28 protein-coding genes are annotated in these 25,454 nt (G+C 54.7%); 22 read left to right on the plus strand and 6 right to left on the minus strand.

What is annotated here, in order from left to right; all coding sequences use genetic code 11:
* Positions 1-14 precede the first annotated feature (14 nt).
* The 4 genes from ACZ439_RS23710 to ACZ439_RS23725 form a co-directional block, all read right to left on the minus strand.
* On the minus strand, positions 15-653 hold the full coding sequence (locus ACZ439_RS23710) for a DUF1054 domain-containing protein (protein WP_054795596.1): 639 nt from the start codon (positions 651-653) through the stop codon (positions 15-17).
* 210 nt (positions 654-863) lie between these two features.
* The gene (locus tag ACZ439_RS23715) at positions 864-1,910 is read right to left on the minus strand and encodes an ABC transporter substrate-binding protein (RefSeq protein WP_127607368.1); all 1,047 of its coding nucleotides are present in this window, start codon (positions 1,908-1,910) and stop codon (positions 864-866) included.
* Positions 1,911-1,955: 45 nt separating this feature from the next.
* Positions 1,956-2,720 (minus strand): ABC transporter permease, encoded by a 765-nt coding sequence (locus tag ACZ439_RS23720; RefSeq protein ID WP_236595859.1) that lies wholly within the window; start codon positions 2,718-2,720, stop codon positions 1,956-1,958.
* Positions 2,653-3,492, minus strand: coding sequence for an ABC transporter ATP-binding protein (locus ACZ439_RS23725; RefSeq protein WP_054798762.1), 840 nt, complete (start codon positions 3,490-3,492; stop codon positions 2,653-2,655). Before ACZ439_RS23725 ends, ACZ439_RS23720 begins: the two co-directional genes overlap by 68 nt.
* Before the next feature lie 157 nt (positions 3,493-3,649).
* Between ACZ439_RS23725 and ACZ439_RS23730 the strand changes: the two genes are divergently transcribed.
* From ACZ439_RS23730 to gndA, 7 genes are all read left to right on the plus strand, one after another.
* Entirely contained in the window at positions 3,650-4,555 is a 906-nt protein-coding gene (locus ACZ439_RS23730; RefSeq protein WP_054798763.1) for a stalk domain-containing protein, read from the plus strand.
* A 420-nt stretch (positions 4,556-4,975) separates the two neighbouring features.
* On the plus strand, positions 4,976-5,572 hold the full coding sequence (locus ACZ439_RS23735; protein ID WP_054798746.1) for a hypothetical protein: 597 nt from the start codon (positions 4,976-4,978) through the stop codon (positions 5,570-5,572).
* A gap of 160 nt (positions 5,573-5,732) precedes the next feature.
* Positions 5,733-6,743 (plus strand): LacI family DNA-binding transcriptional regulator, encoded by a 1,011-nt coding sequence (locus ACZ439_RS23740; RefSeq protein ID WP_054795600.1) that lies wholly within the window; start codon positions 5,733-5,735, stop codon positions 6,741-6,743.
* A gap of 43 nt (positions 6,744-6,786) precedes the next feature.
* Positions 6,787-8,055 carry a nickel pincer cofactor-dependent isomerase, group 22 gene (locus ACZ439_RS23745; RefSeq protein ID WP_127607374.1) on the plus strand — a complete coding sequence of 423 codons (1,269 nt, stop codon included), beginning with the start codon at positions 6,787-6,789 and terminating at the stop codon, positions 8,053-8,055.
* Positions 8,056-8,068: 13 nt separating this feature from the next.
* A complete protein-coding gene (gntK, locus tag ACZ439_RS23750; RefSeq protein WP_464620285.1) occupies positions 8,069-9,613 on the plus strand; it encodes a gluconokinase in 1,545 nt (514 codons plus the stop codon).
* A 12-nt stretch (positions 9,614-9,625) separates the two neighbouring features.
* Positions 9,626-10,396: an SDR family oxidoreductase gene (locus tag ACZ439_RS23755; protein ID WP_127607378.1), complete on the plus strand. Its 771-nt coding sequence runs from the start codon at positions 9,626-9,628 to the stop codon at positions 10,394-10,396.
* A 94-nt stretch (positions 10,397-10,490) separates the two neighbouring features.
* On the plus strand, positions 10,491-11,903 hold the full coding sequence (gene gndA, locus ACZ439_RS23760) for an NADP-dependent phosphogluconate dehydrogenase (RefSeq protein WP_054795601.1): 1,413 nt from the start codon (positions 10,491-10,493) through the stop codon (positions 11,901-11,903).
* Between the two features lie 16 nt (positions 11,904-11,919).
* Here gndA and ACZ439_RS23765 read toward each other — a convergent pair whose 3' ends face one another.
* Complete coding sequence (locus ACZ439_RS23765) at positions 11,920-12,252, minus strand: hypothetical protein (protein ID WP_127607379.1); 333 nt, start codon at positions 12,250-12,252, stop codon at positions 11,920-11,922.
* A 139-nt stretch (positions 12,253-12,391) separates the two neighbouring features.
* Between ACZ439_RS23765 and ACZ439_RS23770 the strand changes: the two genes are divergently transcribed.
* Positions 12,392-12,520 carry a hypothetical protein gene (locus ACZ439_RS23770; protein WP_269058714.1) on the plus strand — a complete coding sequence of 43 codons (129 nt, stop codon included), beginning with the start codon at positions 12,392-12,394 and terminating at the stop codon, positions 12,518-12,520.
* Between the two features lie 47 nt (positions 12,521-12,567).
* Here ACZ439_RS23770 and ACZ439_RS23775 read toward each other — a convergent pair whose 3' ends face one another.
* Positions 12,568-12,861 (minus strand): rhodanese-like domain-containing protein, encoded by a 294-nt coding sequence (locus ACZ439_RS23775; protein WP_141333727.1) that lies wholly within the window; start codon positions 12,859-12,861, stop codon positions 12,568-12,570.
* Between the two features lie 70 nt (positions 12,862-12,931).
* Here ACZ439_RS23775 and crcB point away from each other — a divergent pair, with 70 nt between their 5' ends.
* The 14 genes from crcB (at position 12,932) to ACZ439_RS23845 (ending at position 25,421) form a co-directional block, all read left to right on the plus strand.
* A complete protein-coding gene (gene crcB, locus ACZ439_RS23780) occupies positions 12,932-13,345 on the plus strand; it encodes a fluoride efflux transporter CrcB (RefSeq protein WP_464620286.1) in 414 nt (137 codons plus the stop codon).
* Entirely contained in the window at positions 13,342-13,713 is a 372-nt protein-coding gene (locus ACZ439_RS23785) for a fluoride efflux transporter FluC (RefSeq protein WP_141333726.1), read from the plus strand. Before crcB ends, ACZ439_RS23785 begins: the two co-directional genes overlap by 4 nt.
* Positions 13,714-13,751: 38 nt before the next feature.
* Positions 13,752-15,047 (plus strand): 3-phosphoshikimate 1-carboxyvinyltransferase, encoded by a 1,296-nt coding sequence (gene aroA, locus ACZ439_RS23790; protein ID WP_054795602.1) that lies wholly within the window; start codon positions 13,752-13,754, stop codon positions 15,045-15,047.
* Between the two features lie 95 nt (positions 15,048-15,142).
* The gene (locus tag ACZ439_RS23795) at positions 15,143-15,994 is read left to right on the plus strand and encodes a C39 family peptidase (protein WP_127607387.1); all 852 of its coding nucleotides are present in this window, start codon (positions 15,143-15,145) and stop codon (positions 15,992-15,994) included.
* A 71-nt stretch (positions 15,995-16,065) separates the two neighbouring features.
* Positions 16,066-16,494, plus strand: a complete 429-nt coding sequence (locus ACZ439_RS23800) for a CoA-binding protein (protein WP_054797013.1) — start codon at positions 16,066-16,068, stop codon at positions 16,492-16,494.
* Between the two features lies 1 nt (position 16,495).
* On the plus strand, positions 16,496-17,182 hold the full coding sequence (gene thiE / locus ACZ439_RS23805) for a thiamine phosphate synthase (protein WP_464620287.1): 687 nt from the start codon (positions 16,496-16,498) through the stop codon (positions 17,180-17,182).
* Between the two features lie 112 nt (positions 17,183-17,294).
* Positions 17,295-18,086, plus strand: coding sequence for a hypothetical protein (locus ACZ439_RS23810; RefSeq protein WP_054797015.1), 792 nt, complete (start codon positions 17,295-17,297; stop codon positions 18,084-18,086).
* A gap of 154 nt (positions 18,087-18,240) precedes the next feature.
* The gene (locus ACZ439_RS23815; RefSeq protein WP_127607391.1) at positions 18,241-20,139 is read left to right on the plus strand and encodes a glucose PTS transporter subunit IIA; all 1,899 of its coding nucleotides are present in this window, start codon (positions 18,241-18,243) and stop codon (positions 20,137-20,139) included.
* Positions 20,132-21,922 carry a phosphoenolpyruvate--protein phosphotransferase gene (ptsP, locus tag ACZ439_RS23820; protein WP_155615448.1) on the plus strand — a complete coding sequence of 597 codons (1,791 nt, stop codon included), beginning with the start codon at positions 20,132-20,134 and terminating at the stop codon, positions 21,920-21,922. Before ACZ439_RS23815 ends, ptsP begins: the two co-directional genes overlap by 8 nt.
* 66 nt (positions 21,923-21,988) lie before the next feature.
* A complete protein-coding gene (locus tag ACZ439_RS23825; RefSeq protein ID WP_054797016.1) occupies positions 21,989-22,522 on the plus strand; it encodes a type 1 glutamine amidotransferase domain-containing protein in 534 nt (177 codons plus the stop codon).
* Positions 22,523-22,543: 21 nt separating this feature from the next.
* The gene (locus ACZ439_RS23830; protein ID WP_141333722.1) at positions 22,544-22,948 is read left to right on the plus strand and encodes a VanZ family protein; all 405 of its coding nucleotides are present in this window, start codon (positions 22,544-22,546) and stop codon (positions 22,946-22,948) included.
* Between the two features lie 141 nt (positions 22,949-23,089).
* Positions 23,090-23,506, plus strand: a complete 417-nt coding sequence (locus tag ACZ439_RS23835) for a hypothetical protein (RefSeq protein WP_127607399.1) — start codon at positions 23,090-23,092, stop codon at positions 23,504-23,506.
* Between the two features lie 140 nt (positions 23,507-23,646).
* Positions 23,647-24,675, plus strand: a complete 1,029-nt coding sequence (ccpA, locus tag ACZ439_RS23840) for a catabolite control protein A (protein ID WP_127607401.1) — start codon at positions 23,647-23,649, stop codon at positions 24,673-24,675.
* 38 nt (positions 24,676-24,713) lie between these two features.
* Positions 24,714-25,421, plus strand: a complete 708-nt coding sequence (locus tag ACZ439_RS23845; RefSeq protein WP_054797017.1) for a 5'-methylthioadenosine/adenosylhomocysteine nucleosidase — start codon at positions 24,714-24,716, stop codon at positions 25,419-25,421.
* Positions 25,422-25,454 lie beyond the last annotated feature (33 nt).

Raw genomic sequence — 25,454 nt, forward strand, 5'->3', positions numbered from 1 at the left:
AGCTTAGTTTAAAATTAATTTTTCATACCCATAGATAAATGATATAAGGGCAGCAGATGATCGAAAGTTTCGTTAGCGAGTTCAATGAACTTTTCTCCGTCTTGCAGAACAGGGTCGTCTTTCATGATATTTCGTCCGATCAGCAGCTCCGCCTTTTTCACGTCGCGAAACCGCTCAAGGCCTTGTTTCCACTGTTCTTCATCCATGGCTGACAGACTCAGCGCATCTTTCCTCATATGATCGAACGAAATCACAACGTCGGCCGGCAGAAGTTGTTTGATCTCGGGGGCCTGCTGCAGAAACTTCTCTGCGATCTCCTTTTTATTTGGAAGCTCGTAGATGAATGCAAGCCAGATGAAAACCCGATCATCGAACAAGCCGATTTGAAAATGAGGATGCTGCTTATAGCCGCGTTTATTGTTTGCTATAGCCATCCATGTGTCTACGGGCGGATTCACTTTTCTGCGGGCATGCTTTGCAATATGCAGGAACATTTCCAGTCCGGAGCGGACGGAGAGAGACTGTAAAATATCTTCGCCGATCGTTTGGAATTTGGGCTGGATCCGGGTTTGAATGGCTTTCATCCGTTCTTCCAACCCGTTGATCGTAAACGTATCAAAATCCGCTTTTATAAATCCTTTGAATGCCGTCATTCTGCTAGCCTCCACACTTCCTTTTTCTTCAAACAATATAACACACTCTGTGACAGATGACCACGAATACACAGTGAAATTCGACGGCAATCGACACCACATCGATTTCGCCGGGGATGGTGCTTCGCACAAGATGGAGGTGCCTGCCCAAAGCTTATTGATTTCCCGGCGAAACAAACGGAGCTGCGCGCCGCGCAGCTCCGTTTCACTTTACTTGCCCTGCTTCACTTCATCCAGCAAAGAGAGATCGAGGAACTTGCTCAGATCAAGCTCTTCTTTCTTCATGTCTTTGATGTAGCCCGCCTCGATGGAGACACGCGCCATTTCTTCAATCGCTTCCTTACTGACGTCGGTCGTCAGGTTCAGATGAGAGAGCGCAGCCTTGATCAGGCCTACGTCCATCCCTTTGCCGCTGAGCTCCTTCAACCGGTTGTTGACAAGCTCATACGATTTATCGGGGTTTTGCTTGATAAATTCGATCGCTTCGGCGTTCGCTTTGATCGCCTTCTTCGCCAATTCACGGTTTTCCTTCAGGAATTTATCCCCGGCTACCAGAATGACAAGCGGATAGTTTCCTTTGTTTGGCGGAATTTGGTCCCAAGGCACGATGACTTTACCGATGCCTTCCTGCTCCATCTGCGTGCCCCATGGCTCCGGAATAAGCGTGGCGTCGATTTCCTTCTGGCGCATGGCGATGAGCGTGTCCGCCGGAGCACGGGCGATGATCTGAACGCCGCTTTTATCCGTAGTTACTTTCAAGTTGTTCTCCTGAAGCAAGAGCCGCAGCGAAATTTCGTTCGTGCTTCCCTTGGTCGGGATAGCAACCGTCTTGCCGGCCAAATCTTTCACGCTGTTAATGCCGGAATCTTTACCTGCCACGAGCACCGCGCCTCCGTTATTCGAGCCGGAGATGATGCGGAAGTTTTTGCTCTTGATATATTGGTTCGTGGACGGGCCGGGACCTACGAAGCCTAGGTCGATTTGATCCGTTGCCAGGGCGGTGGAGAAATCGGAGCCGTTATCGAAAGCCTGAACCTCGATTTTGACGTTGTCTCCCCAATGCTTTTGAAACAATCCTTGCTCCAATGCTACATAGCCCGGTGCATGCGTCACGTTCTTGAAAATGCCAAGACGCACCGTCTTCGCTGCGGCAGCGTCGCCGCCGGCATTGTTCGGAGCTTCCGTTTTGCCGCCGCAAGCCGACAGGGCAAGCGCACCGGACAGCAAGACTGCGAGTAGTACAGAACCTTTTTTCATCTCTTGTTTTCTCCTTTGCTGTGTAGCCGGATCACTAGTGGATCCTTATTTTTTGCTGCTAATCAGACCGTAACGCACCAACAATTTATCTTCCAGGCGCTTGAAGCAGAAATGGTCGGACACCGTACCGAGCACCGCGATGATAATGACGATACAGAGCATTAGCGCCGTATCCGCCAGATTGCGGCCGTCCTGCAGCAATTGCCCGAGGCCCACGCCTTTGGCGATCAGTTCGCCGGCAACAAGCGCCCGCCAAGCAAACGCCCAAGCGACGCGCACACCGGTCATCATATGCGGAAAAGCGGCGGGCACCATGACCTGATAAAACATCCGCAGCCCATCCCCGGTACCCATCGTTTGCGCTGCCTTAATGTAAATAGACGGGATGTTCTTAATCCCGGTCCGGCTTGCCATCGCCATCGTCCAGGTCGCGCCGAGCGTGGTGATGAAAATAACGGCAAAATCACCCATCCCAAACCAGATGATGGCAAACGGAAGCCAAGCAATACTTGGAATGGTCTGCAGGGCGACAACCAGAAAGCCGATGGTATCGTCAATGAGACGATAGCGGGCGAACAGAAAGCCAAGCGCCGTTCCGACGACGATGGCCAGAACGAAGGCCAGCAGAAGTCTCTTCAAGCTCTGGTAAGTGGCTTCCAGCAGCTGTCCGTGAACGAATCCGTCATAGAAAGCAAGGAACGTCTGGGTGACGGAAGGGAACTTCCAGCCCCAGTCGAAAATTCTAAATCCCGCTTCCCACGCTATCAGCAGCAGAATCAGAAAGATGCTTCTTCTTAAGGCTGTATTCATCGCCCATCTCCTCCTTTACCACTTTTTCCAGTTCATCGGCCAGCGCTTCCATGATGCTGGCTTCCACGTGGCGTAAGACGGAATCGGAGTAATCCCGAGGGCGGGCCGCTTTCACGGCGAACTCCTTCTTAATCGTACCTGGACGGGTCGACATGACGAGCACGCGGTCGGACAGGATAACGGCTTCCCTGATATTATGTGTAATAAACAAAATCGTTTTACGCGTCTTCATCCAAATTTCTTCAAGATCTTTATGCAGGATGAGCCGGGTTTGCTCGTCCAAAGCCGCGAACGGCTCGTCCATCAGTAAAATGTCTGAATCCATGGCGAGGGCCCGCGCGATCGCCGCCCGCTGCTTCATCCCTCCGGAGAGCTCGTGAGGATACCGGTCTGTAAATTTGCTCAGATGAACCGCCTTGATATGCTCCTTCGCCAACGCTTCCCGTTCCGCTTTACGGATGCCTTTCTGCTTCAAGCCGAAGGCGACGTTCTCCAGCACGGTCAGCCAAGGGAAAAGGGCGTGCTCCTGAAACACAACGACCCGGTCGGGTCCCGGACCTTCAGACGGTTTGCCGTTCACGACAATCGACCCTTTCTCAGCTTGATCCAGCCCCGCTACCAGGTTAAGCAGCGTCGATTTGCCGCAGCCGGAAGGCCCGAGCAGGGAGACGAACTCGCCCTTCTGTATTGTTAAAGACACGTCGTCAATCGCGGTGTAAGGAGCGGCACCGCGCTGCTGAAACGTCTTGCTGACGCTGCGAATTTCGATCAACACAATCACTCCTTTCAGATTCTAGTTGTAAAGGACAGATATCAAACCTATTTTATAGGAATTAGTCATCTTGTCAACTCGTTTTTTTGGCAGGAAATCGTCCGGTTTTGTCGAATCAATGGGGACGGCTATTTCATATAAGAAAGGTTTGAATATCATGAAACGTTACCAACGCGTTATGGTGGCTGCGGGCTTGCTCAGCGGCGCCTTTACGGCAGGTGTGTATGCCGAGGACGTCCTGCAGCGGGTGGACGCGTACTTGCGGCCCGACTTTCAAATCGTACTGAACGGTACCGCCGTTCAATTGGAAAGTCCGGCGCTCGTATACAACGACACCAGCTATTTGCCTTTGAAGGAGCTTGCACAGCGGCTCGGAGCCAATATTTATTGGAAGGGCGATACGAAGACGATTTACATCAACAGCCGGATCAATCCCGAGCAGCGCCCGGACGAGCAGGACACGACGTATGAAGCGCTGGAGCTCTCCAACCCTTATTCGGCGATGATGAACTATTTGGGCTCGGATTACCCCGTCCTGCTTACGTATAACGCCAAAACGAGCAACTACGGCTTGTATTACCGGGAGAAGGATGCCAAACGGATGGGGATCGATACGAGCGGTTTGGCCAAAGCGAAGGATCGGTTGACGAATGAAACGTTCGTTCACGAGAAGGAATTGCAGAAGCGATGGCGCCAAGCGCCGAAGCAGGTATATGCGTCCGGCTACGAAGCGTATGTGATCGCCGATGAGCTGCATCCGAAGAAGCTCGGGCTGCTTCGCAGCCACATCAAAGGGATGACCCTGATCAAGTACAGCGATGTGGAGTATTATACGAAGCCGATTATGGTCGAGAAAGACATCGACAAGACGGATACTTACAAGTTCCTGTACCTGGAAACCGTTCGAATGAAAAATGTGCCGGTCCCACAAACCCGCTACAAACTGGCCGAGTTGAGATTGACGCAAGATATCCTGAATCCGGACAGTTACACGGTCAACATTACCAATACATACGACTTGCTGCTCGAAGCCGACAAACGCGAGCATCCGGAGGAGCCTTAATCCGTTCGGCCGCCATGAACAACATCGCAATCGACGACTGTTCTCGCAGCTCTTGTGCATCATGATTCCGGCGCCGAAGGACAAGATCAAGAAGGCTTGTATAAGCCCGCGGGGGATGGCTCCGCGGGCTTGGCGCGTTCGCTCGAAACGTCCCCCGCGATGGATTGGCAGCGCTGTCATGCAGGCAGGCCGCCGAAAAAATAGGTGGTTTTTTCGAAAAAAAAAGTCAATAATCCAAGTTGCTAAAACATATGATTCATAATAAGATAGAACTAAGAAACAGAATAGTCAGAAAATTCACTCAAAGCGATGCGGCTGTTCTTCATTTCTGATTGTTCCATTCATCGAAGCCGACGCAGCAAGGTTCGCGCAAATCGATGAACTTTATTGACACCGTTCAAACCCAGAGGAGGGATTGCCGTGAGTAAAAGTCATGAAGTAGAATATTGCAACCTTGAGTTACGATTTGACCGTCGGCTAATCCGTAACTTCATCAAAACGCTCATTCAAGAGGGTTACTCGCTCTATTGGAATGAAAGCGATCAGCAGTTCATCGTTTCCATTCGTACCGGCCGCAAGCTGGTAAAGCTGAAATTTCAACGCATCGGAGAGCGCTATAAAATCGTCGGCAACTATTCGTTCAAAGACGAAAAACTGGCGGAACTTATGGAGAAAATGATCGGCGATACCCGAGGCCATGCGGTTGTCAAACGGTTCAAAGACCGGCAAATCTTAATTGAGAACATTATGTTCGGAGAAATCATCCGAATGGTGGAAATTTCAGGGGTGGAGCACAAAGTACTTTTTCAAAAAGAGCCGGTGGTGACCGTGGAAGAAATGATGCAAGCATTCCGCTCCAGGCGGCCCGACGAGCGGATCCCGGTATTGCGGCTGGAGCTTGATTACGAATTGGCGATGCTGCATGAGGCGCTTCAAGAAGGGGATACGCGAAAAATTTTAACTTGCAAAGAGAAGCTGAAGGAGCTGCGGCATGAAATGTTATTGCTTGAAATGTAAGACTGAATTGCAATAGGCTTCCCGCTAGACGGATCGAATCTGTCGCGCGGGAAGCCTTTTTAAGTTAGAACCGATGTTCTGCTGCCTCGCTGCATCCCGTATAAGAAATCCGATTGTTAACGTGTGCATGGCTATGATATGATAAAGAGGAGGTGGTTTCATGAGCAACGTGACGATCAAGGACATCGCTAGAATGGCCGGTGTTTCGCATACGACGGTATCCCGGGCGCTCAACGACAGCCCGCTGATCAATCCGGAAACGAAGGAGAAGATCAAATCGATCGCAGGAAGCTTGAATTATACCCCGAACTACAGCGCGAAGAGCCTGGTACTGGACCGATCTTATAACCTGGGGCTGTTCTTTACGACCTTGCGTCAAGGGACCTCGCCCGGCTTTCTATACGAAGCGATTAAAGGGGTTAACGAGATCATCAAGGACAGGTATAATTTGATCGTGCGCGGCATCGACGACTATAAGAGCTACCACCACGTCAATCGCAAAAGCTTTGACGGCATTATGCTGATGAGTCAAAGCGCAGCGGATCAGCCGTTCATCGAATACGCCTCCGATCACGGCATCCCGTTCATCGTACTGAACCGGGAGGTCGAAATGAGCGGTGTCGTGAATTTGATTCCCGACGATCAGAGCGGCGCTTACCGGATGACGGAGTATATGCTGCGCTGCGGCCATCGGAGAATCGCCATCGTGGAAGGGAAAGCGGGCTTCAAATCGGCCCAGGCCCGTAAGGAGGGCTATCGCGAGGCGCTGCTCGCTTACGGGATCCCGCTGCAGGACGAGCTTTGCATTCGCGGGGATTACGGCTTGGAGAGCGGCTACAAAGCGATGGTGCGGCTGCTTGCGCTGCCTGAACGTCCGACGGCCGTCTTTTGCAGCAGCGACGATATGGCGCTCGGAGCGGTGAAAGCGGCGGTAGAACGGGGGTTGCGCGTGCCGGATGACGTTTCGGTGGCGGGCTTCGACGATACGGGCTATTCGGCCTTCACAACCCCTGCGCTGACGACGGTGCGACGGCCGATCGAGGAGATGAGCCGCGCGGGCGCCGAAAGACTTATGGCCCTGCTTGAGACCAAAGAAAGCGCGGAGCGCAAAACATTGTTTCATACGGAGCTCATCGTTCGCGATTCCGTCAAACGGCTGAACACAGAATGAGCCTGACACTCAAACAAAGTCATCTATGGAGGAGAATAAGTAAATGAGCATACTGAAAACACTGCTGCAAGATATCCCCCTGCCGAAAATGGTTCGCATCCGGCAAAAATTCGACGCCACCCGATTGGAAGATCCGGTCGCGGTCCTTCGCACGGAGCTGAACAAACCCGGCGCGATGGACCGGATCCGGCCGGGACAACGGGTGGCGGTCGCTGTCGGCAGCCGGGGAGTGGCACATATTGCCGACTTCACACGCGCAACGGTCGAAGCGATTCAAGCGGCAGGGGCGCATCCGTTCATCGTGCCATGCATGGGCAGTCATGGCGGCGCAACGGCGGAAGGGCAAGTGGATGTCCTGCACCATCTCGGCGTGACGGAAGAAGCGATGGGCGCGCCGATCCTCTCTTCGATGGAAGTGATCGAGATCGACCGGCTGCCGAACGGCCTTCCGGTCTATGTCGACAAGTATGCATCGGAAGCGGACGCGATCGTCGTCATCAATCGGGTGAAACCGCACACGGCTTTCCGCGGCCGGATCGAAAGCGGCATTATGAAAATGATCTCGATCGGGCTCGGGAAGCAAAAAGGCGCTGAAGCCTGCCACCAGCTCGGGTTTAAATATATGGCCGAGAACGTGCCGGCGATGGCGCGGATTATGATCGACAAGCTGCCGATCGTATTCGGCATTGCGCTGGTTGAGAACGCCTATGACGAGACGTGCATCGTCGAGGTGCTGCCGGCGGAGCAAATCGAGGAGCGGGAAGTTGTGCTGCTCGAAGCGGCCAAGGCGCGGCTGCCGAAAATATTGTTCGATCAGATTGACGTTCTTGTGATCGACTATATTGGGAAGAACATCAGCGGCGACGGCATGGATCCGAATGTCACCGGCCGTTATCCGACCCCTTATGCGCACGGCGGACCTGACGTTTCGAAGATGGTCGTGCTCGATCTGACGCCGGAGACGAAAGGTAACGCGAACGGCGTCGGAACGGCGGACTTCACGACGCAGCGTCTGGTCGACAAAGCCGATTTGGTCGCCACCTATGCCAACGGCTTGACGTCGACCGTCTGCGCCCCAACGAAAATTGCGACTACGCTCGAGAACGACGAGTATGCGATTAAAGCGGCGGTCAAAACTTGCAACATCCTCGATTACACGAAGTGCCGTTTGGTGCGCATTCAAGATACGCTGCACGTGGGGGAAATCGAAATATCGGTCAACTTGCTGGAGGAAGCGAAGCTGCATCCGGATATCGAAATATTGACCGAACCGTATGAGCTGAAGTTTAATGCGGACGGGAACTTGAGATAAAGGAGCGTTGCACGTGCTAAAGCCATATATCATCGCAGCCGATATCGGCACGACTAGTGCGAAGACGCTGCTGTTCGACCGGGAAGGACGCATTCTGGCTTCCCATGCGGTCGAATATCCGCTGCATACCCCGAAGCCGGACATGGCGGAGCAGGATCCGGAGCAAATTTTTCAAGCGGTGTTGACCGGGATTCAGGCGGTCGTCCGTCAGGCTTCCGTGCTGCCGGGACAAGTGATGTGCGTGTCCTTCAGCTCTGCCATGCACAGCTTGATTGCCGTCGACGAAGCCTTGAGGCCGCTGACGCCTTGTATAACATGGGCGGATAACCGAAGCGCCGGATACGTGAAACCGGTGAAGGAGCAGTTGAACGGTCACGAGATATATATGCGGACGGGAACGCCGATTCATCCGATGAGCCCGCTGCTCAAGCTGTTGTGGTTTCGCGATCACCGCCCGGAGCTGTTTGCCGCGGCTTATAAATTTATCGGCATTAAAGAATATGTATTTGCCCGGTTGTTTGGGGAATACGTCATCGATCATTCGCTTGCAAGCGCCACGGGGCTGTTCAATTTGCGCAGCCTCGATTGGGACTCGGAGGCGACGGCCCTCTGTGGCGTACGCCGTGAGCAGCTGTCCAGGCCGGTGCCGACGACGCATGTCATGCAAGGCTTGCGGGCTGAAGATGCCGCACGGCTCGGTCTTGCTGCGGATACCCCGTTCGTCGTCGGCGCATCGGACGGCGTGCTGGCGAATTTAGGCGCGGGCGCGTTCGAGCCGGGCATCTATTCGGTCACGATCGGTACGAGCGGCGCTGTGCGCGGCGTCGTCCGTGAGCCGGTGACCGACCCGAAGGGAAGGCTATTTTGTTATGCGCTGAAGGAAGACTTCTGGGTTGTCGGAGGCGCGATCAACAACGGAGGCATCATGTTCCGCTGGGTGCGCGATCAATTGGCGACGGCGGAAGCCGAAGAAGGCCGCCGGCGGGGGATGGACCCTTACGAATATTTGACGGCATTGGCGGCGGAAGTGCCGCACGGCTCGGACGGACTGCTCTTCCTGCCTTTGCTGGCGGGGGAACGGGCTCCCTACTGGAACGCCAACGCCCGGGGCGTATTTTTCGGACTTTCGTTGTACCATCAGAAGAAGCATATGATCCGCTCCGTGCTCGAGGGCGTCATGTACCGCATCCATACGGTGGTCGACGCGCTGGAGGAGCTGAGCGGACCCACACGCGAAATTCGCGCTTCCGGTGGCTTCGCGCGTTCGCCGTTCTGGCTGCAAATGATGTCCGACGTGCTCGGCAGTCCGGTAGCGGTACCGAATACGATCGAGGGCTCCGGCGCGGGCGCAGCGCTGCTCGGCATGTTGGCCGTCGGGGAAATTCGTGATTTCTCCAGCGTTCATAACTGGGTGCAGGTGCGCCATACGCTGCAGACGGATCTCAAAGCGTTCGAAGTGTACCGGCAGTTGACAACCATTTATAGTCGTGTGTACCATCAGTTGAAAGATGAGTTCGATGCGATTGCCGCCTTTCAACAGCAGCACACGTTATCTTAGGAGGGCATAAGCATGGCGAATTTGTTTGATTTAACGGGAAAAACGGCCGTCATCATCGGAGGAAACAGCACGCTGGGAGGCGCGATGGCCGTCGGTCTCGGCGGACACGGTGCGGATGTGGCGATCGTGGGACGAAACCAGGAGAAAGCGCATGAGGTGGCCCGGGCGGTAGAAGCGGCCGGCGGCCGGGCGCAATGCTTCTCGGCCGACGCGACGAATGAGGGCGATTTGCAGCGGGTGCTGGACGAGGTCCTCGCCTGGACCGGGCGCTGCGACGTGCTGATGAACTGTCCCGGCAAAAACAGCACAACGCCGTTCTTCGACCTGAAGATGGACGAATGGGACGCCATCATGGACGTCAATTTAAAAAGTGTTGTGTTGGCCTGCCAGGTTTTTGGGAAATATATGGTCGAGCGGGGCGAGGGCGGCAGCATCATCAATATTTCGTCGGTCTCGTCCGAGCCGCCGTTGTCTCGCGTGTTTACGTATTCGGCGTCGAAGGCGGCGGTGAACAACGTAACGAAGTTTTTGGCCAAAGAGTTCGCTCCCTCGCGGGTGCGCGTCAATGCGATTATTCCCGGCTTTTTCCCGGCGGAGCAAAACCGGAAAATTTTATCTCCCGACCGGGTCGATGCGATCCTGCGGCATACGCCGATGAACCGGTTCGGCGAGGCGGAGGAGCTGCAGGGCGCGGCCGTATACCTCGCGTCGGAGAAAGCGTCGGGCTTTGTAACGGGCTCATTGCTGCGGGTTGACGGCGGTTTCGGAGCGATGACGATTTAAAGGGCTTGAAAATGGGGCGCGAACAATGCTATTTTTAATTGAGATTTATTTTCACAGTATATAAATTGGGATTAGGGAAGGAAGAGAACCAAACATGTCCAAACAGCAAATCGGCGTGATCGGACTTGCGGTCATGGGGAAAAACCTGGCGCTCAACATCGAGAGCCGCGGGTTTACCGTGTCCGTGTACAACCGCTCCCGGGAGAAGACGGATGCATTGCTTGCGGAAGCGCAAGGCAAACGGCTTACGGGTACATACACAATCGAAGAATTCGTGGCTTCCCTCGAGTCGCCGCGCAAAATTCTCATCATGGTCCAAGCGGGCTCCGCAACGGATGATACGATCAACCAACTGATTCCGCACCTCGATAAGGGCGATATTATTATCGACGGCGGCAACGCATACTTCCCGGATACGCAGCGCCGCAACCAAGAGCTTGAAGCGCACGGCATCCGCTTCATCGGTACCGGCGTGTCCGGCGGCGAAGAGGGCGCGTTGAAAGGACCTGCGATCATGCCTGGCGGACAGAAGGACGCTTATGAGCTGGTGGCTCCGATCCTGACGTCCATTTCCGCGAAAGTAGGCGGCGATCCTTGCTGCACCTACATCGGACCGGACGGCGCGGGCCACTACGTCAAAATGGTGCATAACGGCATCGAGTATGGCGACATGCAGCTCATCTGCGAAGCGTACCAGCTCTTGAAAGATGTGCTCGGCGTCAGCACGGAAGAGCTGCACGAAATATTCGCGGATTGGAACCGAGGCGAATTGGACAGCTACCTGATCGAAATCACGACCGACATTTTCACGAAATACGACGAAGAAACCGGCAAGCCGATGGTCGACGTTATTTTGGATTCCGCCGGACAGAAGGGCACAGGGAAATGGACGAGCCAAAGCTCGCTCGACCTCGGAGTACCGCTGTCGATCATTACGGAATCCGTCTTCTCCCGTTTCCTCTCGGCGATGAAGGAAGAGCGCGTGGCGGCAAGCAAAGTGCTGGCCGGACCGGCAACGAAGCCGTTCGACGGCGATCGTGCGGCATTCATCGAGGCAGTTCGCAAGGCGTTGTACGCCAGCAAAATTTGCTCGTACGCGCAAGGCTTCGCTCAGATGAGAGCAGCCAGCGAGGAGTACAACTGGGGATTGGATTACGGCAGTATCGCGATGATCTTCCGCGGCGGCTGCATCATCCGCGCCCGTTTCCTGCAGAACATTAAAGACGCATACGACCGTAATCCGGAATTGAAAAACTTGCTGCTGGACGAGTATTTCAAAGGCATCGTCGAAAATTATCAAGAAGCTTGGAGATCCGTGGTAGGTACAGCGGTATCGCGCGGCATTCCGGCTCCGGCGTTTGCTTCGGCGCTCGCCTACTACGACAGCTACCGGACGGAGCGTTTGCCGGCGAACCTGCTGCAAGCGCAGCGCGATTATTTTGGCGCGCATACGTTCAAGCGGCTGGACAAAGAAGGCACGTTCCATTATCAATGGATCGAAAATTAAGCGGCAGTCCGTTACGTTAGGACTTCCGGTTCGAGCGTGGCGAATATAGTCCGTGCGAAGCTTCCTGCACCCAGCGCTTCAGCCGGTCGGCCTCCTGGTCGAAGCCGTTGCGGCGCTGAATGAGCATAAGTGCGATCTCGGCGAAATAACGGAAGTTTTGAAGCAGTCGTGGCTGGGAAAGATCCATCAGGTTTGGATCTTCCTCGGCCACCTTTTTTTTAATGTATTCCAGCATCCAGACGATTTCTTCTTTGCAAAGAGGGCGCGCAGGGTCCATGATCTGCTCCAGCTTCATCTCGGTCGGATCGGTGCCAGCCGTTTGGTTCCTGAACAAGGCGCTAGGCGTCATTGCAGCATTCTCCTTTCTAAAAAAATGGTATTATTCAGTTTGTTTGTTTTATCTGGTAATTATTCACAATCATCTTATGTTTTTGACAACCTTTCTATTCACGTTACTTAAGCTGTGATATGATAGGATCAGTTTAAACTTGGACTGGTCTTTGCTGCAGGGAGATATGGAGGAACGCGTGCGCACGATTAAGGAAACCGCTGGGCACGCGTATGATTTGGCCGATTTAAGATCGAAACGGACGGACATTCCGTCGAGGAAATCGTGAGTCTCGTCGTTAGCGGCGGCTGGTTTGCTTTGAAGAACTGGCTTGCACTAGGAGGGGTCCCATTCAAGCATGCCGCCTGTCATGTTTTTCAGGTTGGAGAAGCCTTGCGCCTGTAGATATTCAAGGGCTTTTCCGCTTCGGTTGCCGCTGCGGCATACGAGAATCGTCTCGCCGTTCTGCGGAATGTCGGACAGGCGCTCGGGAATTTGCATTAAAGGAATGTGCTTAGCGCCGGGAATCATCCCGAGTGCCACTTCCTCCGCTTCGCGGACATCGATGATGACCAGCTTTTCTCCATTCTTGAGCCGTTCTTTCACTTCGGCCGGGGTAATCGTTTGCACGAGGTAACGCCTCCTTCTGATCTGGCTGCAGGCAGCCGACTGTCCTCATCATACCTAGGAACGGGAAATCGTGTCAATCAAAGGAGGTTTGGCCGCTTTGACCTGGTTTTACGTCGGACTGGCAGGCGTCATCGGATCGCTGGCGCGCTTCGGCCTGTCCGCGGCTTTCATCAAGTTTCCCATCCATTTTCTGCCATGGGGAACGCTTTTGTGTAACTGGTTGGGATGTTTCCTGCTGGGCGGCCTGGCGTACTCCAGCCGTCTTTCGCGGCGGCCGAGATTGCGGACGGCTATCACAACGGGCATGATCGGCGCGTTCACGACGTTCTCCACGCTCAGCTGGGAGCTTTTTGCGCTGCTCCGCGACGGGCTGTGGGCGGCGGCCATCCTTTATGCGCTGGCGAGCTTGTGGGGCGGCTTGTGGTTGGTCCGTCTTGGAAGAAACCTGGAATTTGGGCGGGCAAAGAGGGGATCTGCAGAATGATGTCGAATAATAATATGCTGTGGAACCTGTTGTGGGTGAGCGTAGGCGGGTTCGCGGGGGCCATAGCCCGATACGGGCTGAGCGGTGGAATTGCCAAGCGTTTTCCCCGCAGATATTTGCCCTACGGCACATTGACGGTCAACGCGATCGGCAGTTTTTTGCTTGGCTTTCTATGGGGACACGGAGCCTCCGAGACGACGATGCTGCTGCTTGGGACGGGCTTCATGGGTGCGTTCACGACGTTCTCGACGTTCAAGCTTGAGGCCGAAGCGTTCTTTAGCGACGGGCGGCGGAACAATGCCTGGACTTATTTGGGCGTATCCTACACGCTTGGCATATTGCTCGCCGCTGCAGGATATGCGATTTGAATAAGCGATTTGAATAATCAAGGAGAGATACATACACAATGAAAGCCATCGTCAAACCGACGCCTCGATTGGAAGGCACGATTAACGCACTATCTTCGAAAAATTACACGACGCGTTATTTGCTGATCGGTGCGCTTGCGGACGGCACCAGCACGGTGCATTACCCGGCGCACAGCGAAGACAGCGACGCGATGCGCCGCTGCATCCGCGATTTGGGAGCCGTAATCGAAGAAGACGAAGAGAAGATGGTCATCCGCGGTTTCGGCAAATCGCCCAAGCCTGTCAGCGAGCTGAACGTCGGCAATGCGGGCGCCGTGCTCCGGTTTCTCATGTCGGTCGCCGCTTTCCTGCCGGAAGTGACGTTCGTGAACGCATATCCGGATTCCCTGGGCAAGCGGCCGCACGACGATCTGATCGATTCGCTGCAGCAGATGGGCGTCGAGGTCGAGCATCGCGAGGGCAAGCTGCCGATCACCATTCGCGGCGGCAAGCCGCGCGGCGGACAAATCACTGTTTCGGGCAACATCAGCTCGCAATTTCTCAGCTCGCTGCTGTTCGTAACGCCGCTGCTCGAGGAAGACACGGAAATTACGGTGCTGCATGATTTGAAATCCAAAATCATCGTCGGGCAAACCCTCGAGGTTATTGAGCAGGCGGGTATTCGGATCGAAGCCTCCGAAGATCTGATGCATTATAAAATTCCGGGCAAGCAGCAATACAAGCCGCAAAATTATGTGGTTCAAGGCGATTATCCGGGTTCGGCGGCGATCTTGGCGGCCGCGGCGGTTACGCACTCTGACGTAACGGTGCTGCGACTCGCCGAACAGAGCAAGCAGGGCGAACGCGCCGTCATCGACGTGCTTCGCGCGATGGGCGTCGATTTGACGCACGAGAACGATACGGTGCATGTGCGCGGCAATCAGACGCTTAAGGCAGGCGAGTTCGACGGCGACCATTTTACCGATGCGGTGCTGGCGATGGTTGCGGCTGCCGTATTTGCCGACGGGACGTCCCGGTTTTATAATGTCGAGAACCTGCGTTACAAAGAGTGCGACCGCATTACCGATTTCGTGAACGAGCTGCGCAAAGCGGGTGCAGATGTGGAAGAGCGGCAGAGCGAAATCATCGTCCATGGACGTCCACAGGGCGTCGCTGGCGGGGTGGAAATCAATGCGCACTACGACCACCGCGTCATTATGGCGTTGACGGTTATCGGCTTGCGTTCGGAGCAAGGACTCGTTATTAATGACGCTCATCATGTGGCTAAATCGTATCCGCAGTATTTCGAACATCTGCTGTCGCTTGGCGCGCAGATCGAATTGGTCCAGGCGTAATCGTAGTCTATCGTATCGCATCCGTTTAGGAAAACGGAAAGCTTCCCCAGACAGCTAGACGCTCCAATCAGTATGCGACAAAGGCGGTGAGCATCATGGCCGTATTATGGAAAGGCATTCAAGTCACGTTTGCATTCTTTTTGATTGCCGGTTTGTTGTTTGCCAGCGGTGTGTTCGCCGTCTTGTTATATGCGAAAGCGACAGGGCATGACGCGTGGATCACTCCGGGTCTCCGGGCGCTTGCGGCGGCTCCAGGTCTGGAAGCCGCCGCAGCCGGAACCGCCGCGGACAGTGCGGCAGCGCAGCCGGAGCCGGCTGCTGCAGTGCCGCCGCAGCCGGTCAAGCCGGCAAGCGCAATGCTCGACGCTCCGATGGTTCGCCAGCTGCCGGAGCTGCCTTCAGGCTGCGAGGTGACCAGCTTGACGATGCTGTTGAAATTCCGCGGCCTCGAGAAGTCGAAGCTGGAGCTGGCCGCGGAGATGCCGCGCGACACAACGCCGATTCGTTATAACAAGGACGGCACGATCGCCTACTGGGGCAACCCGAATACGGGGTTTGTCGGCGAGCCGACGGGCGCAGCCAAAGGTTTCGGCATTTACCATACCGCTTTATTCGCGCAATTGAAGGCTCATGTGCCTAGCGCAATCGATTTGACCCGTCAGCCTTTTGCCAAGTTGGAAGAGCAGTTGCAGCTGGGAATACCTTCCGTGGTTTGGACGACGATCGATTATCAGGTGCCTGAGAAATGGGTCGTTTGGGATACGCCGATCGGTCCGATCCAAACGACGTTTATGGAGCACGCTGTACTCTTGGTCGGTTATGACGAGACGTATGTGTATGTGAACGATCCGCTTTCGGGCCGCAGCAAGCAGCCTATCGAGAAAGCGCAATTTATTGCCGTGTGGGAAGCGATGGGGCGCCAAGCGATCAGCTATACGAATGGCTGAGCGTCCCCGGGATCACAATAGCAAGTAGCTATCGCTTTGATCAAGCTTAGTATAAGGAGCGGATGAAAACCATGGCATTTGAAAATCCTTCGCGTGAACGTATTAAAGAACTGCTGAGCGAGGCGCAAAATATTGCCGTCGTCGGACTGTCCGACAAGCCGGATCGGGTTTCCTACACAGTGTCGGAGGCGATGCAGAAGAAAGGGTATCGGATCATTCCGGTCAACCCGATGGTGAACGGTACCATTCTCGGGGAAACGTGCTATGCAACGCTGTCGGACATTCCCGATAAGGTGGACATCGTTAACGTGTTCCGGCGCAGCGACCAAGTCGTCCCGGTGGCGGAAGAGGCTGTAAGCATCGGATCGCGGGTATTGTGGCTGCAGCTTGGCGTTTACAATGAGGAAGCGGCGGAAATAGCGAAAGCTGGCGGTTTGGAAGTCATCATGGACCGCTGCATCAAAGTGGAAGATTCGATCCTGCTGCCCGGAGGAAAATAAAGTGCAGACCAGATCCAAGTCCTTATCCGAGTTGCTGTCGCTTTATCTGGTGACGGATTTGTCACCGGCCGGGGCAGGCAGTGCGCTCGCCACCGTACGAGCCGCGTTGGACGGCGGCGTGACGATCGTTCAGCTGCGCGAGAAGAACGCGCAGCTGCGTCAAACGTTGGAAGAGGGACGCGCGCTCCGGGCTTTGTGCCGGGAGTACGGCGTCCCTTTCCTTGTCAACGACCGCGCAGACCTTGCGCTTCTGCTTGAGGCCGACGGGGTGCACGTCGGCCAGGACGACCTGCCCGGCCTCGCCGCGCGCGAACTGCTCGGTCCAGCCGCCATCGTAGGCGTGTCGGCAGGCACGATGGAAGAGGCGGAGTGGGCCATTGCGCAGGGCGCCGACTATTTAGGCGTAGGTCCGGTATACGCTACGATGACCAAAGGCGATGCCGGCGAACCGATCGGCACGTCGCTGATCTCGCAGATCCGGGCGCGTTGGCCGCAGCTGCCGCTTGTCGGCATCGGCGGCATCCAGAGCGGCAATGCTTCGGCCGTCGTAAGCGCAGGCGCGGACGGGGTGGCTGTCGTGTCCGCGATAACGAAACAAAGCGATCCGCAGAATGCGGCCCGCGAGTTGCGGAGAAACGTCGATGCCGCACGCAACGCTCGCGGGGGAAACGGCGAGAAAAAACGATAAATCCGAGTAATAAAATAAATCCTCCTTGAAGACAATAAGAAAGGCTTTCGGATGAGAACGGCGAAGCGCCTATCTCTGGAAGACTTCCTAAACCGTCCAAGGAGGATTTCGCATGTACAGCCAATTTCAAAACAATTTTCAAAATCAAGCAGGTGCTTCCGGAATTGTGAATTCCCAGTACCGCGGCTACGAAACAAAGTATCAACCGGTCGGATTCGTTCAATCCCAATACAACTCGTCAATTAATCAGGGCGCGAATAACCAGTTCAACGCAGGTATGAACAACATGAACAATCAGCAGCAATTCGTGAACAATCAGCAGCAATTCGCATCTTCTTACTCGCAACAGCAAAGCCCGCAAGCTTACCATACGGCAAGTTACCGCGGCAACCAACAAGGTCATGACGCCTACCTGCGTTCCGACTCCACGCAGCCCGCACAAAGCCAATATGGAATAGGCGCTGCGAGCGGCATCAACAACAGCGCGTACACATCGACATCGTTTGGCTCGAACGCCTTCCAAGCCAACCAACCGAACAACCAGTATCAAAGCGCTCAATCGTTCCACACGGCGGGCTACCGCGGCGATCAGCCGGGTCACGACGCGTACCTGCGTTCCGATTCTACCCAAACGGCTCAAAGCCAGTACGGTATCGGCGCAAGCTCCTACGCGAACAGCCCCTATACGTCTTCGTTTTCCACAGGCATAAACAGCAACCAGCAGCAAATGGGTACGGGCGCTTCTTATTCGCAATTCCAAAACCAAAGCCCGCAGTCTTACCATACGGCAAGCTACCGCGGCAACCAACAAGGTCATGACGCTTATCTGCGCTCCGATTCTACGCAACCCGCGCAAAGCCAATACGGTATGGGCGCAAGCGGCATGAACAGATACCAGTTCTAAATTGAACTGTTCTCGTAAGCGAACGGGCGGGCCGAAAGGCTCGCCTTTATGCGCTTTTTCAAGGCAAATGGTTGTTTGACAAATACCGGGTTAGCGCTTACCATCAAATAGTGCGAGTCAAGTTACGGTAAATTGGAAGGGGGAGCGACACGTTTTGAACTGGATGGGAAATTTGCAGCAGCTCGGACGATCGTTGATGCTGCCGACCATCACATTGCCCGTTGCGGCCATTATGCTGCGTCTCGGATCGCTGCCTTGGGATCAGATGTATATGCCCCGGATCGGTGAAATCTTCACTGCGTTCGGCACGATCATATTTACATATCTCCCTATGATATTTGCCGTCGGGGTGGCGCTCGGGTTGACCGAAAGCGCCGGCATCGCCGGGATGACCGCTCTGATCGGACATTATATGTTCGCGGAGACGCTGCAGCGTTATCTGGGTGAGACGTTTCAACTGGGCGTCCCCGGGGGGATATTGATCGGACTGATTGCGGCCGTGATTTATCACCGCGTCAAACATATTCAGCTTCCTGAGGCCATACAATTTTTCGGTGGACCTCGTTTGGTTCCGCTATTTATGGGACCGGCCGTCTTCGTGCTCGTCCTGCTTATGATTCAAATCGGGCCGCTCATGAATCTGGGGATGCAGAAGCTGACCGATATGCTGCTCAGTTGGGGCGGGTTCGGCACCTTTTTGTACGGAATCATCCATCGTTTATTAGTGCCTTCCGGTCTGCACCACGTGTTCAACAATTTTTTCTGGTTTCAATTGGGCGCTTACGGGAACAACGGACAGCCGGTATTCGGCGATTTGCCGAGGTTTTTCGCGGGCGATCCGACGGCAGGCATTTACATGGCAGGATTGTACCCGATTATGATGTTTGCGCTTCCGGCCATCGCCCTAGCCATCATTCAAGAAGCGCGCGAAGATTTGAAGCCGAAAATTCGGGCGACGTTTTTGACCGCCGCGTTCGCTTGCTTCTTAACGGGTGTGACGGAACCGATTGAATTTGCGTTTTTATTCGTAGCGCCCTACTTGTTCTTCATTCATGCCTTATTGTCCGGTTTGTCCATGTGGATCGCCTATTCGCTTGGCATTCATCACGGCTTCTCTTACTCGGCCGGCGCGATCGATTTTCTGATCAATCTGCACCTGTCCACGAACGGGCTCCTGCTCATTCCGGTCGGGCTTGCATACGGCGTCGTGTATTATGTGCTTTTCCGTTGGGCGATTCGCCGATTCCGCATCCCGACGCCCGGTCGCGAGGAAGGTTCGCAGCTGGAAGAATGGGCCGGCGACATCCCTTACCGTTCGCCGCTCATATTGGAGGCGCTCGGCGGGAAGAACAACATTAAAAATCTGGAAGCGTGCATCACCCGCCTGCGCATAACGCTCGAGAACGATAAGCTGATGGATACGTCCGCGCTGCGGCATCTCGGTGCGGCGGGCGTCATCCGTCTTGGCGGCGGCAATGTGCAGGTCGTGTTCGGCACGTACTCCGAGCTTATTCGCGAAGAAATCAACAAGGTGCTGCGCAAGGATATTCGTCAGGTGCTGTTCAGCTCGCCGATGCAAGGACGCATGATCGCGCTCGAAGACGTTCCTGATAAAATTTTCGCCGGCAAAATCGTCGGTAACGGCGTCGCGTTCATCCCGGATAAGGGCGAGCTCGTTGCCCCAATCGCCGGGCGCATCATTCACGTGTATCCGACGCTTCATGCGCTGGGCATCGAGACGGAGCAAGGACTGCAGGTGCTGCTGCATATCGGGATCGATACGGCGCAGCTGCAGGGCAAGTATTTCACTTGCTATGTGAAAGAAGGCGATCAGGTGGAAACGGGACAACTGCTTGTCCGGTTCAATCTGCAGAAGGTGAAGAAGGGCAGCAAATCGCTGGCTACGCCGATGCTGATCACGAATACGGATGCGGTCAAATCATGGAGCTTTGCACCATATAAAGCGGTGAAGAAAGGCCAGGCTTCGGTCATGTCGGTCGTTCTTAAAGATACCGCCACAACAGTCGTAAGGGGAGGGAACGTTTTTGGTTAGGGGGATCGGAGCTTCATCCGGCATTGCGATGGGCAGGGCTTTCGTCATTCCGACCTGGGAATGGGATTTTCCCGACAAGTTGATTGATGTCGCCGACCTGGCGTACGAATTCGAACGATTGTATGACGGCATCCGGCACTCCAAGGATGAGATCGAGCAAATCAAGCAAGAATTCGTCAGCGTGCTGGGTGAAGAGCAGACACAAATTTTCGACGCGCATTTGGCCATCCTGGAAGATCCGGTATTCATGAACGAGGTCCAGGGTATTATGCAGCGTCAATATAAAGCGGCGGAAGTGGCCGTGAAGGAAACGATCGAAAAATTCGTCAATATGTTCGATCTGCTGGACGACGGGTACATGAAGGAACGGGCGCTTGACATCAAGGATGTCGGCAACCGTCTCCTCAAGCACCTGCTCGGCGCGCTGGAAGAAACGCTGCCGCCGAAGGACGAACCTTACGTGCTCGTCGCGAAGGAGCTTATTCCGTCCCAAATGGTGCACCTCGACGTCAACCAGACGCTCGGGCTGGTTACGATGATGGGCGGCAAAACATCGCATGTGGCCATCATGGCCCGGGCAATGGGCGTTCCTTATGTGCTGGGCGTGGAAGGGAAGCTGTCCACGCCGATCCAAACGGGCGATTATTTAATCATCGACGGCGACGAGGGCCTCGTATTCGTCAACCCTCCGGAGCAAGAGATCGAACGGTATCGGCAGCGGCGGGAAACGTGGAAAGCGCAGCAAGAGCTGCTGCTTCAATTAGCCGACATTCCGTCGCAAACGGAAGACGGCATGACCATGAACCTTGCCGCCAATATCAGCTCGATCAAGGAGCTGGAGCAAGCGATCGCCAAGGGCACTTCCGGCGTCGGGTTGTTCCGCACCGAATTTCTGTACATGAACCGCACCAGCTTCCCGGAGGAGGAAGAGCAATTCGTCGTGTACCGCGAGGTGGCGGAGCGTCTGAACGGCAAACCGCTTGTCATTCGAACGCTTGACATCGGCGGAGATAAGCATCTGGATTATCTGGAGCTGCCGGAGGAGGAAAACCCTTCGCTCGGATACCGTGCGATCCGGATCATGCTGGATCGAACCGATCTGTTCAAAACGCAGCTTCGCGCCATTTTGCGGGCCAGCCATTACGGCAACATCAAGATCATGTACCCGATGATCTCCTCGCTTGACGAGCTTCGCAGGGCGAACGACGTATTGAACGAGGTAAAAGCCGAGCTGGCGGAGGCGAACGTCGCTTTTCGTGCAGACGTGCCGGTCGGCATCATGATCGAGCTTCCGGCAGCGGTCATGATTTCGGACTTGCTTGCCAAGGAAGTCGATTTTTTCAGCATCGGTACGAACGATTTGGTGCAATATGTGCTCGCGGTCGACCGGATGAACGAGCAGGTCGCGCATTTGTACGACCCGTTTCATCCGGCTGTGCTGAGGATGCTGAAAATAACGGTGGATAACGCCAAACGGTTCGGCACGCACATCAGCGTCTGCGGCGAGATGGCGGGCGACGTGCGCGCGCTTCCGATCTGGATTGCCCTCGGCATAACCGAGCTGAGCATGTCGGTGTCGTCGATTCTGCATGTGAAGAACAGTCTGATTCAAAGCCGTCAAAGCGAAGCCTCGACAATTTGGCAGGAGCTTGCGGCCTGTCCAAGCAGCACCGCCGTGCTGCAGGTGCTTGGACGTTATTGGGAGACGGGGATTGCCGCGGCGTCGAAAGGGCCGAAGCCGTCAGAGTCGGATAACTCGCGGCCCGCAAGCGGCTGCTGTTGAACGGGTAGGCGATTGGAAGCGAAACATCCATTATTCAAGCTCAGAACAGGAAAGGAGTCGCGGACCATGGAACTGAAAGGTTACAAAGTGCTTGCCTTCGTGGACGAAGAATTTGAGGATTTGGAGATGTGGTACCCCGTGCTTCGCTTGCGGGAAGCCGGCGCCGAGGTGCATTTGGCAGGCCCGAAGGCGAATCAGGTCTATCATGGGAAATACGGCGTGCCGTTAACGACGGTGTACGCGCTTGACGAGGTGAAGTCCGAAGACTATATCGGCTTGTACGTGCCTGGCGGCTGGGCGCCGGACAAGCTGCGCCGCTATGCGTCCGTTCTGCGGCTGACGCGAGAATTTCATGAGGCGCAGAAGCCGATCGCGCACATTTGCCATGCAGGCTGGGTGCTTGCTTCGGCGAAAATTTGCCAAGGATACACGATGACGTCGACACCGGGCATCAAGGACGATCTGGAGAACGCGGGAGCTACTTGGGTCGACGAGGAAGTCGTGGTTGACCGTCACATCGTATCCGGTCGCAGACCGCCCGATCTGCCGGCGTTTACGAAAGCGTTCGTGGACGTATTGGCGAGCTTCTCACAGAAATAAAAGAGCAGGGGAAATAGCGAAATGAATGTATGGCTTCGATGGCTGCCCTCCGTCCTAGGGATGGCGGCCATTTATTATTTTTCGTCCCGAACGGGCGACGATTTAGGCGGCTGGCTGGACCAAATTCGCATTTGGATCCCCTTTATGGAAGGCTTCGATTGGGGCCATTTCGTATCCTATTACGGACTGGCGCTGACATATTTATGGGGGCTTCGACCAAGACGGCTAAGCTGGCGCACGAAGCTTCTCGTCGTCCTGATGTGCATCGGCTACGGCGTAACGGACGAATTCCATCAGATGTTCGTACCGGGACGCACCCCGGATGTGATGGATCTCCGCAATGATGCGATCGGGGCTGCGCTTGCCATGTTGACCGCTTCCATTCCAAGCGTAGCGCGGTTTTTCGAACGGCGTAACGACTGCTAATAATTGCTAGACTTCGAGCGGCAGGAGAATATGAACGAAGGTAGAATATTTCTATTTATCGGACCAGGAAAGCCGGCTAGGCTTCTTGTGTCGCCATGTTCTCATGTAAGGTTGGGTGTGCCGCCAGAAGGAGTGGTATTGTTGGTGAAGTTATGCAAATGCGGGAAATCGATGAATATCAGGCTCCGCACGGTTATCTATCAGAATAAAGTTGAAATCGATAACGTGCCTATTCATTCATGCGACTCCTGTAACCGGAGCGAAGTGTTTGCCGAAGTGAAGCCCGAGTTAACCGGATTGATCGGAACGCTTGGAGGCAAGCCTGAGAAACAGCAGGTGAATTTTAACGAAATTAGCGAGATCGCTTATCTGATGATGAAAGTGACGGAGAAAAAACGTGCCTCGGATGCGATCGAAGTGATCATAGAGGAGCGGATTAACGAACTGCTCGATTTGCTGCTGCTCGCCCAATCGCTGCAGGACGGGCCGTGGATCGAAGATCTGCGCAAACGCCTGTCGCAGATTGCCAAGCATTCGCTAACGGTGCAAGATTTTTGAAAGCCACTGCTTCGCAGTTGGCTTTTTTGGCATAAATTTGATACTATAAACACAAGCGTAAGCCCAAATTCGTTGCGTAACCCGGCATTTTGTCGTATGATAAGGCTAAATGACCTGATCGCATTATACTTTAAATTACAATGGAGAGAATGGCCGTGACTGTGACAATTTATGATGTAGCCAGAGAAGCAGGCGTTTCCATGGCAACCGTCTCGAGGGTTGTCAACAACAATCCGAATGTGAAACCGCAAACGCGCAAGAAAGTATTTGAAGCGATCGAACGCTTGGGATACCGTCCGAACGCCGTTGCACGTGGACTCGCCAGCAAGAAAACAACGACCGTCGGCGTGGTCATTCCCGATATTTCCAACTCCATCTTTTCGGAAGTGGCGAGAGGGATCGAAGATATCGCCAACATGTACCATTATAATATTATTCTTTGCAACGCGGACAAGAAGAAAGAGAAAGAGATCCGCGTCATCAACACGCTTCTGGAGAAGCAGGTGGACGGGCTATTGTTCATGGGCGGCGCAGTGACGGAAGAACACGTGCAAGCGTTCAAAACGTCCTCGGTGCCGGTCGTGCTTTGCGCAACGGCGGACGAGCAGCGGAAGCTTCCTTCCGTCGATATCGATCACGAGAAGGCAGCGTATGATGCCGTGGCGACATTAATCGGACAAGGCCATCGCGACATTGCGATGATTTCCGGGCATTTGCAGGATCCGGCCAACGGCTTCGCGCGTTACCAAGGATACAAGAGAGCGCTGGAGGAAGCGGGTATTCCGCTTCGCGAAGACTATGTGCGAGTCGGCAATTACCGTTACGAATCCGGGCTTGAAGTGACGAAATATTTCTTAACGCTTGATCCGCGGCCGACGGCGATATTCGCAGCGACGGACGAGATGGCGATCGGCGCCATCCACACGCTGCAGGATAACGGCGTCAAGGTACCGGAAGATGTATCGGTTATCAGCGTGGACAATATCCGGATGGCTTCGATGGTTCGGCCGCAGCTGACAACGGTGGCGCAGCCGATGTACGATATCGGCGCGGTGGCGATGCGATTGCTGACGAAGCTGATGAACAAGGAAACGAAGGACGCTTCGGAGTTATCGCAAGTGATTTTGCCGCATGAGGTCATTCATAGAAATTCGGTGGCTCATCGTTGATATGAGCCACTTCTTTTTGTAAAAGGAGGCAACTGATTTTGGTTTACGATAAGATTGGCGTCATCGGCGCCATGAAAGAGGAAATCGACAAATTCCACGAACATCTGACCGAGACGCGCGAAACGGTAAAAGCCGGAATCACGTTCTATGAGGGCCGTTTCCACGGGCAACCCGTCGTGCTGTGCAAATCCGGCGTCGGCAAAGTGAATGCTGCCGTGACGACGCAGCTCTTGATCGATACGTTCGGCGTGCAGGCGGTTATTTTCACCGGCGTTGCGGGGGCGGTGGACCCCTCCTTGAACGTAGGGGATATCGTCGTTTCCTCGGAATGTTTACAGCACGATATGGACGTGACGGCGCTTGGCTTTCCGCGGGGCACTATTCCGTACGAGGCGACCTCGCTGTTCGCCGCCGACGGGTCGCTGCGTAAACTTGCGGCGGAAGTGAGCCGGGAGCTGTTCGGTGAGCGCGTGCTCGAAGGGCGAGTGTTATCCGGCGACCAATTCATCGCCAGCCGCGAGACGGTAGCAGGGCTGTACGGCGAGCTGCAGGGCGCTTGCGTCGAGATGGAGGGCGCCGCGGTTGCACAGGTGTGCTCGATGAACGGGGTGCCGTTCGTCGTGATCCGCTCGATGTCCGATAAGGCGGACGGTTCGGCGCATGTCAATTTTGCCGAATTCACGTTGATGGCTTCGGATCATTCGTTCCAAATCGTGGACGGGATGCTGAAACGATTGCAAGGCTGACCGAGAATTATACATAGAAGGAGAGTAACAAAC

The organism is Paenibacillus sp. JCM 9796 (genome assembly GCF_055379675.1).

Coding starts and splice junctions, on each gene's coding strand:
- ACZ439_RS23710 (WP_054795596.1), bottom strand. CDS start 653: ATGACGGCATTCAAAGGATTTATAAAAGCGGATTTTGATACGTTTACG.
- ACZ439_RS23715 (WP_127607368.1), bottom strand. CDS start 1,910: ATGAAAAAAGGTTCTGTACTACTCGCAGTCTTGCTGTCCGGTGCGCTT.
- ACZ439_RS23720 (WP_236595859.1), bottom strand. CDS start 2,720: ATGAATACAGCCTTAAGAAGAAGCATCTTTCTGATTCTGCTGCTGATA.
- ACZ439_RS23730 (WP_054798763.1), top strand. CDS start 3,650: ATGAAACGTTACCAACGCGTTATGGTGGCTGCGGGCTTGCTCAGCGGC.
- ACZ439_RS23740 (WP_054795600.1), top strand. CDS start 5,733: ATGAGCAACGTGACGATCAAGGACATCGCTAGAATGGCCGGTGTTTCG.
- ACZ439_RS23745 (WP_127607374.1), top strand. CDS start 6,787: ATGAGCATACTGAAAACACTGCTGCAAGATATCCCCCTGCCGAAAATG.
- ACZ439_RS23755 (WP_127607378.1), top strand. CDS start 9,626: ATGGCGAATTTGTTTGATTTAACGGGAAAAACGGCCGTCATCATCGGA.
- gndA (WP_054795601.1), top strand. CDS start 10,491: ATGTCCAAACAGCAAATCGGCGTGATCGGACTTGCGGTCATGGGGAAA.
- ACZ439_RS23765 (WP_127607379.1), bottom strand. CDS start 12,252: ATGACGCCTAGCGCCTTGTTCAGGAACCAAACGGCTGGCACCGATCCG.
- ACZ439_RS23785 (WP_141333726.1), top strand. CDS start 13,342: ATGATGTCGAATAATAATATGCTGTGGAACCTGTTGTGGGTGAGCGTA.
- aroA (WP_054795602.1), top strand. CDS start 13,752: ATGAAAGCCATCGTCAAACCGACGCCTCGATTGGAAGGCACGATTAAC.
- ACZ439_RS23795 (WP_127607387.1), top strand. CDS start 15,143: ATGGCCGTATTATGGAAAGGCATTCAAGTCACGTTTGCATTCTTTTTG.
- ACZ439_RS23800 (WP_054797013.1), top strand. CDS start 16,066: ATGGCATTTGAAAATCCTTCGCGTGAACGTATTAAAGAACTGCTGAGC.
- ACZ439_RS23810 (WP_054797015.1), top strand. CDS start 17,295: ATGTACAGCCAATTTCAAAACAATTTTCAAAATCAAGCAGGTGCTTCC.
- ACZ439_RS23825 (WP_054797016.1), top strand. CDS start 21,989: ATGGAACTGAAAGGTTACAAAGTGCTTGCCTTCGTGGACGAAGAATTT.
- ACZ439_RS23830 (WP_141333722.1), top strand. CDS start 22,544: ATGAATGTATGGCTTCGATGGCTGCCCTCCGTCCTAGGGATGGCGGCC.
- ccpA (WP_127607401.1), top strand. CDS start 23,647: ATGGAGAGAATGGCCGTGACTGTGACAATTTATGATGTAGCCAGAGAA.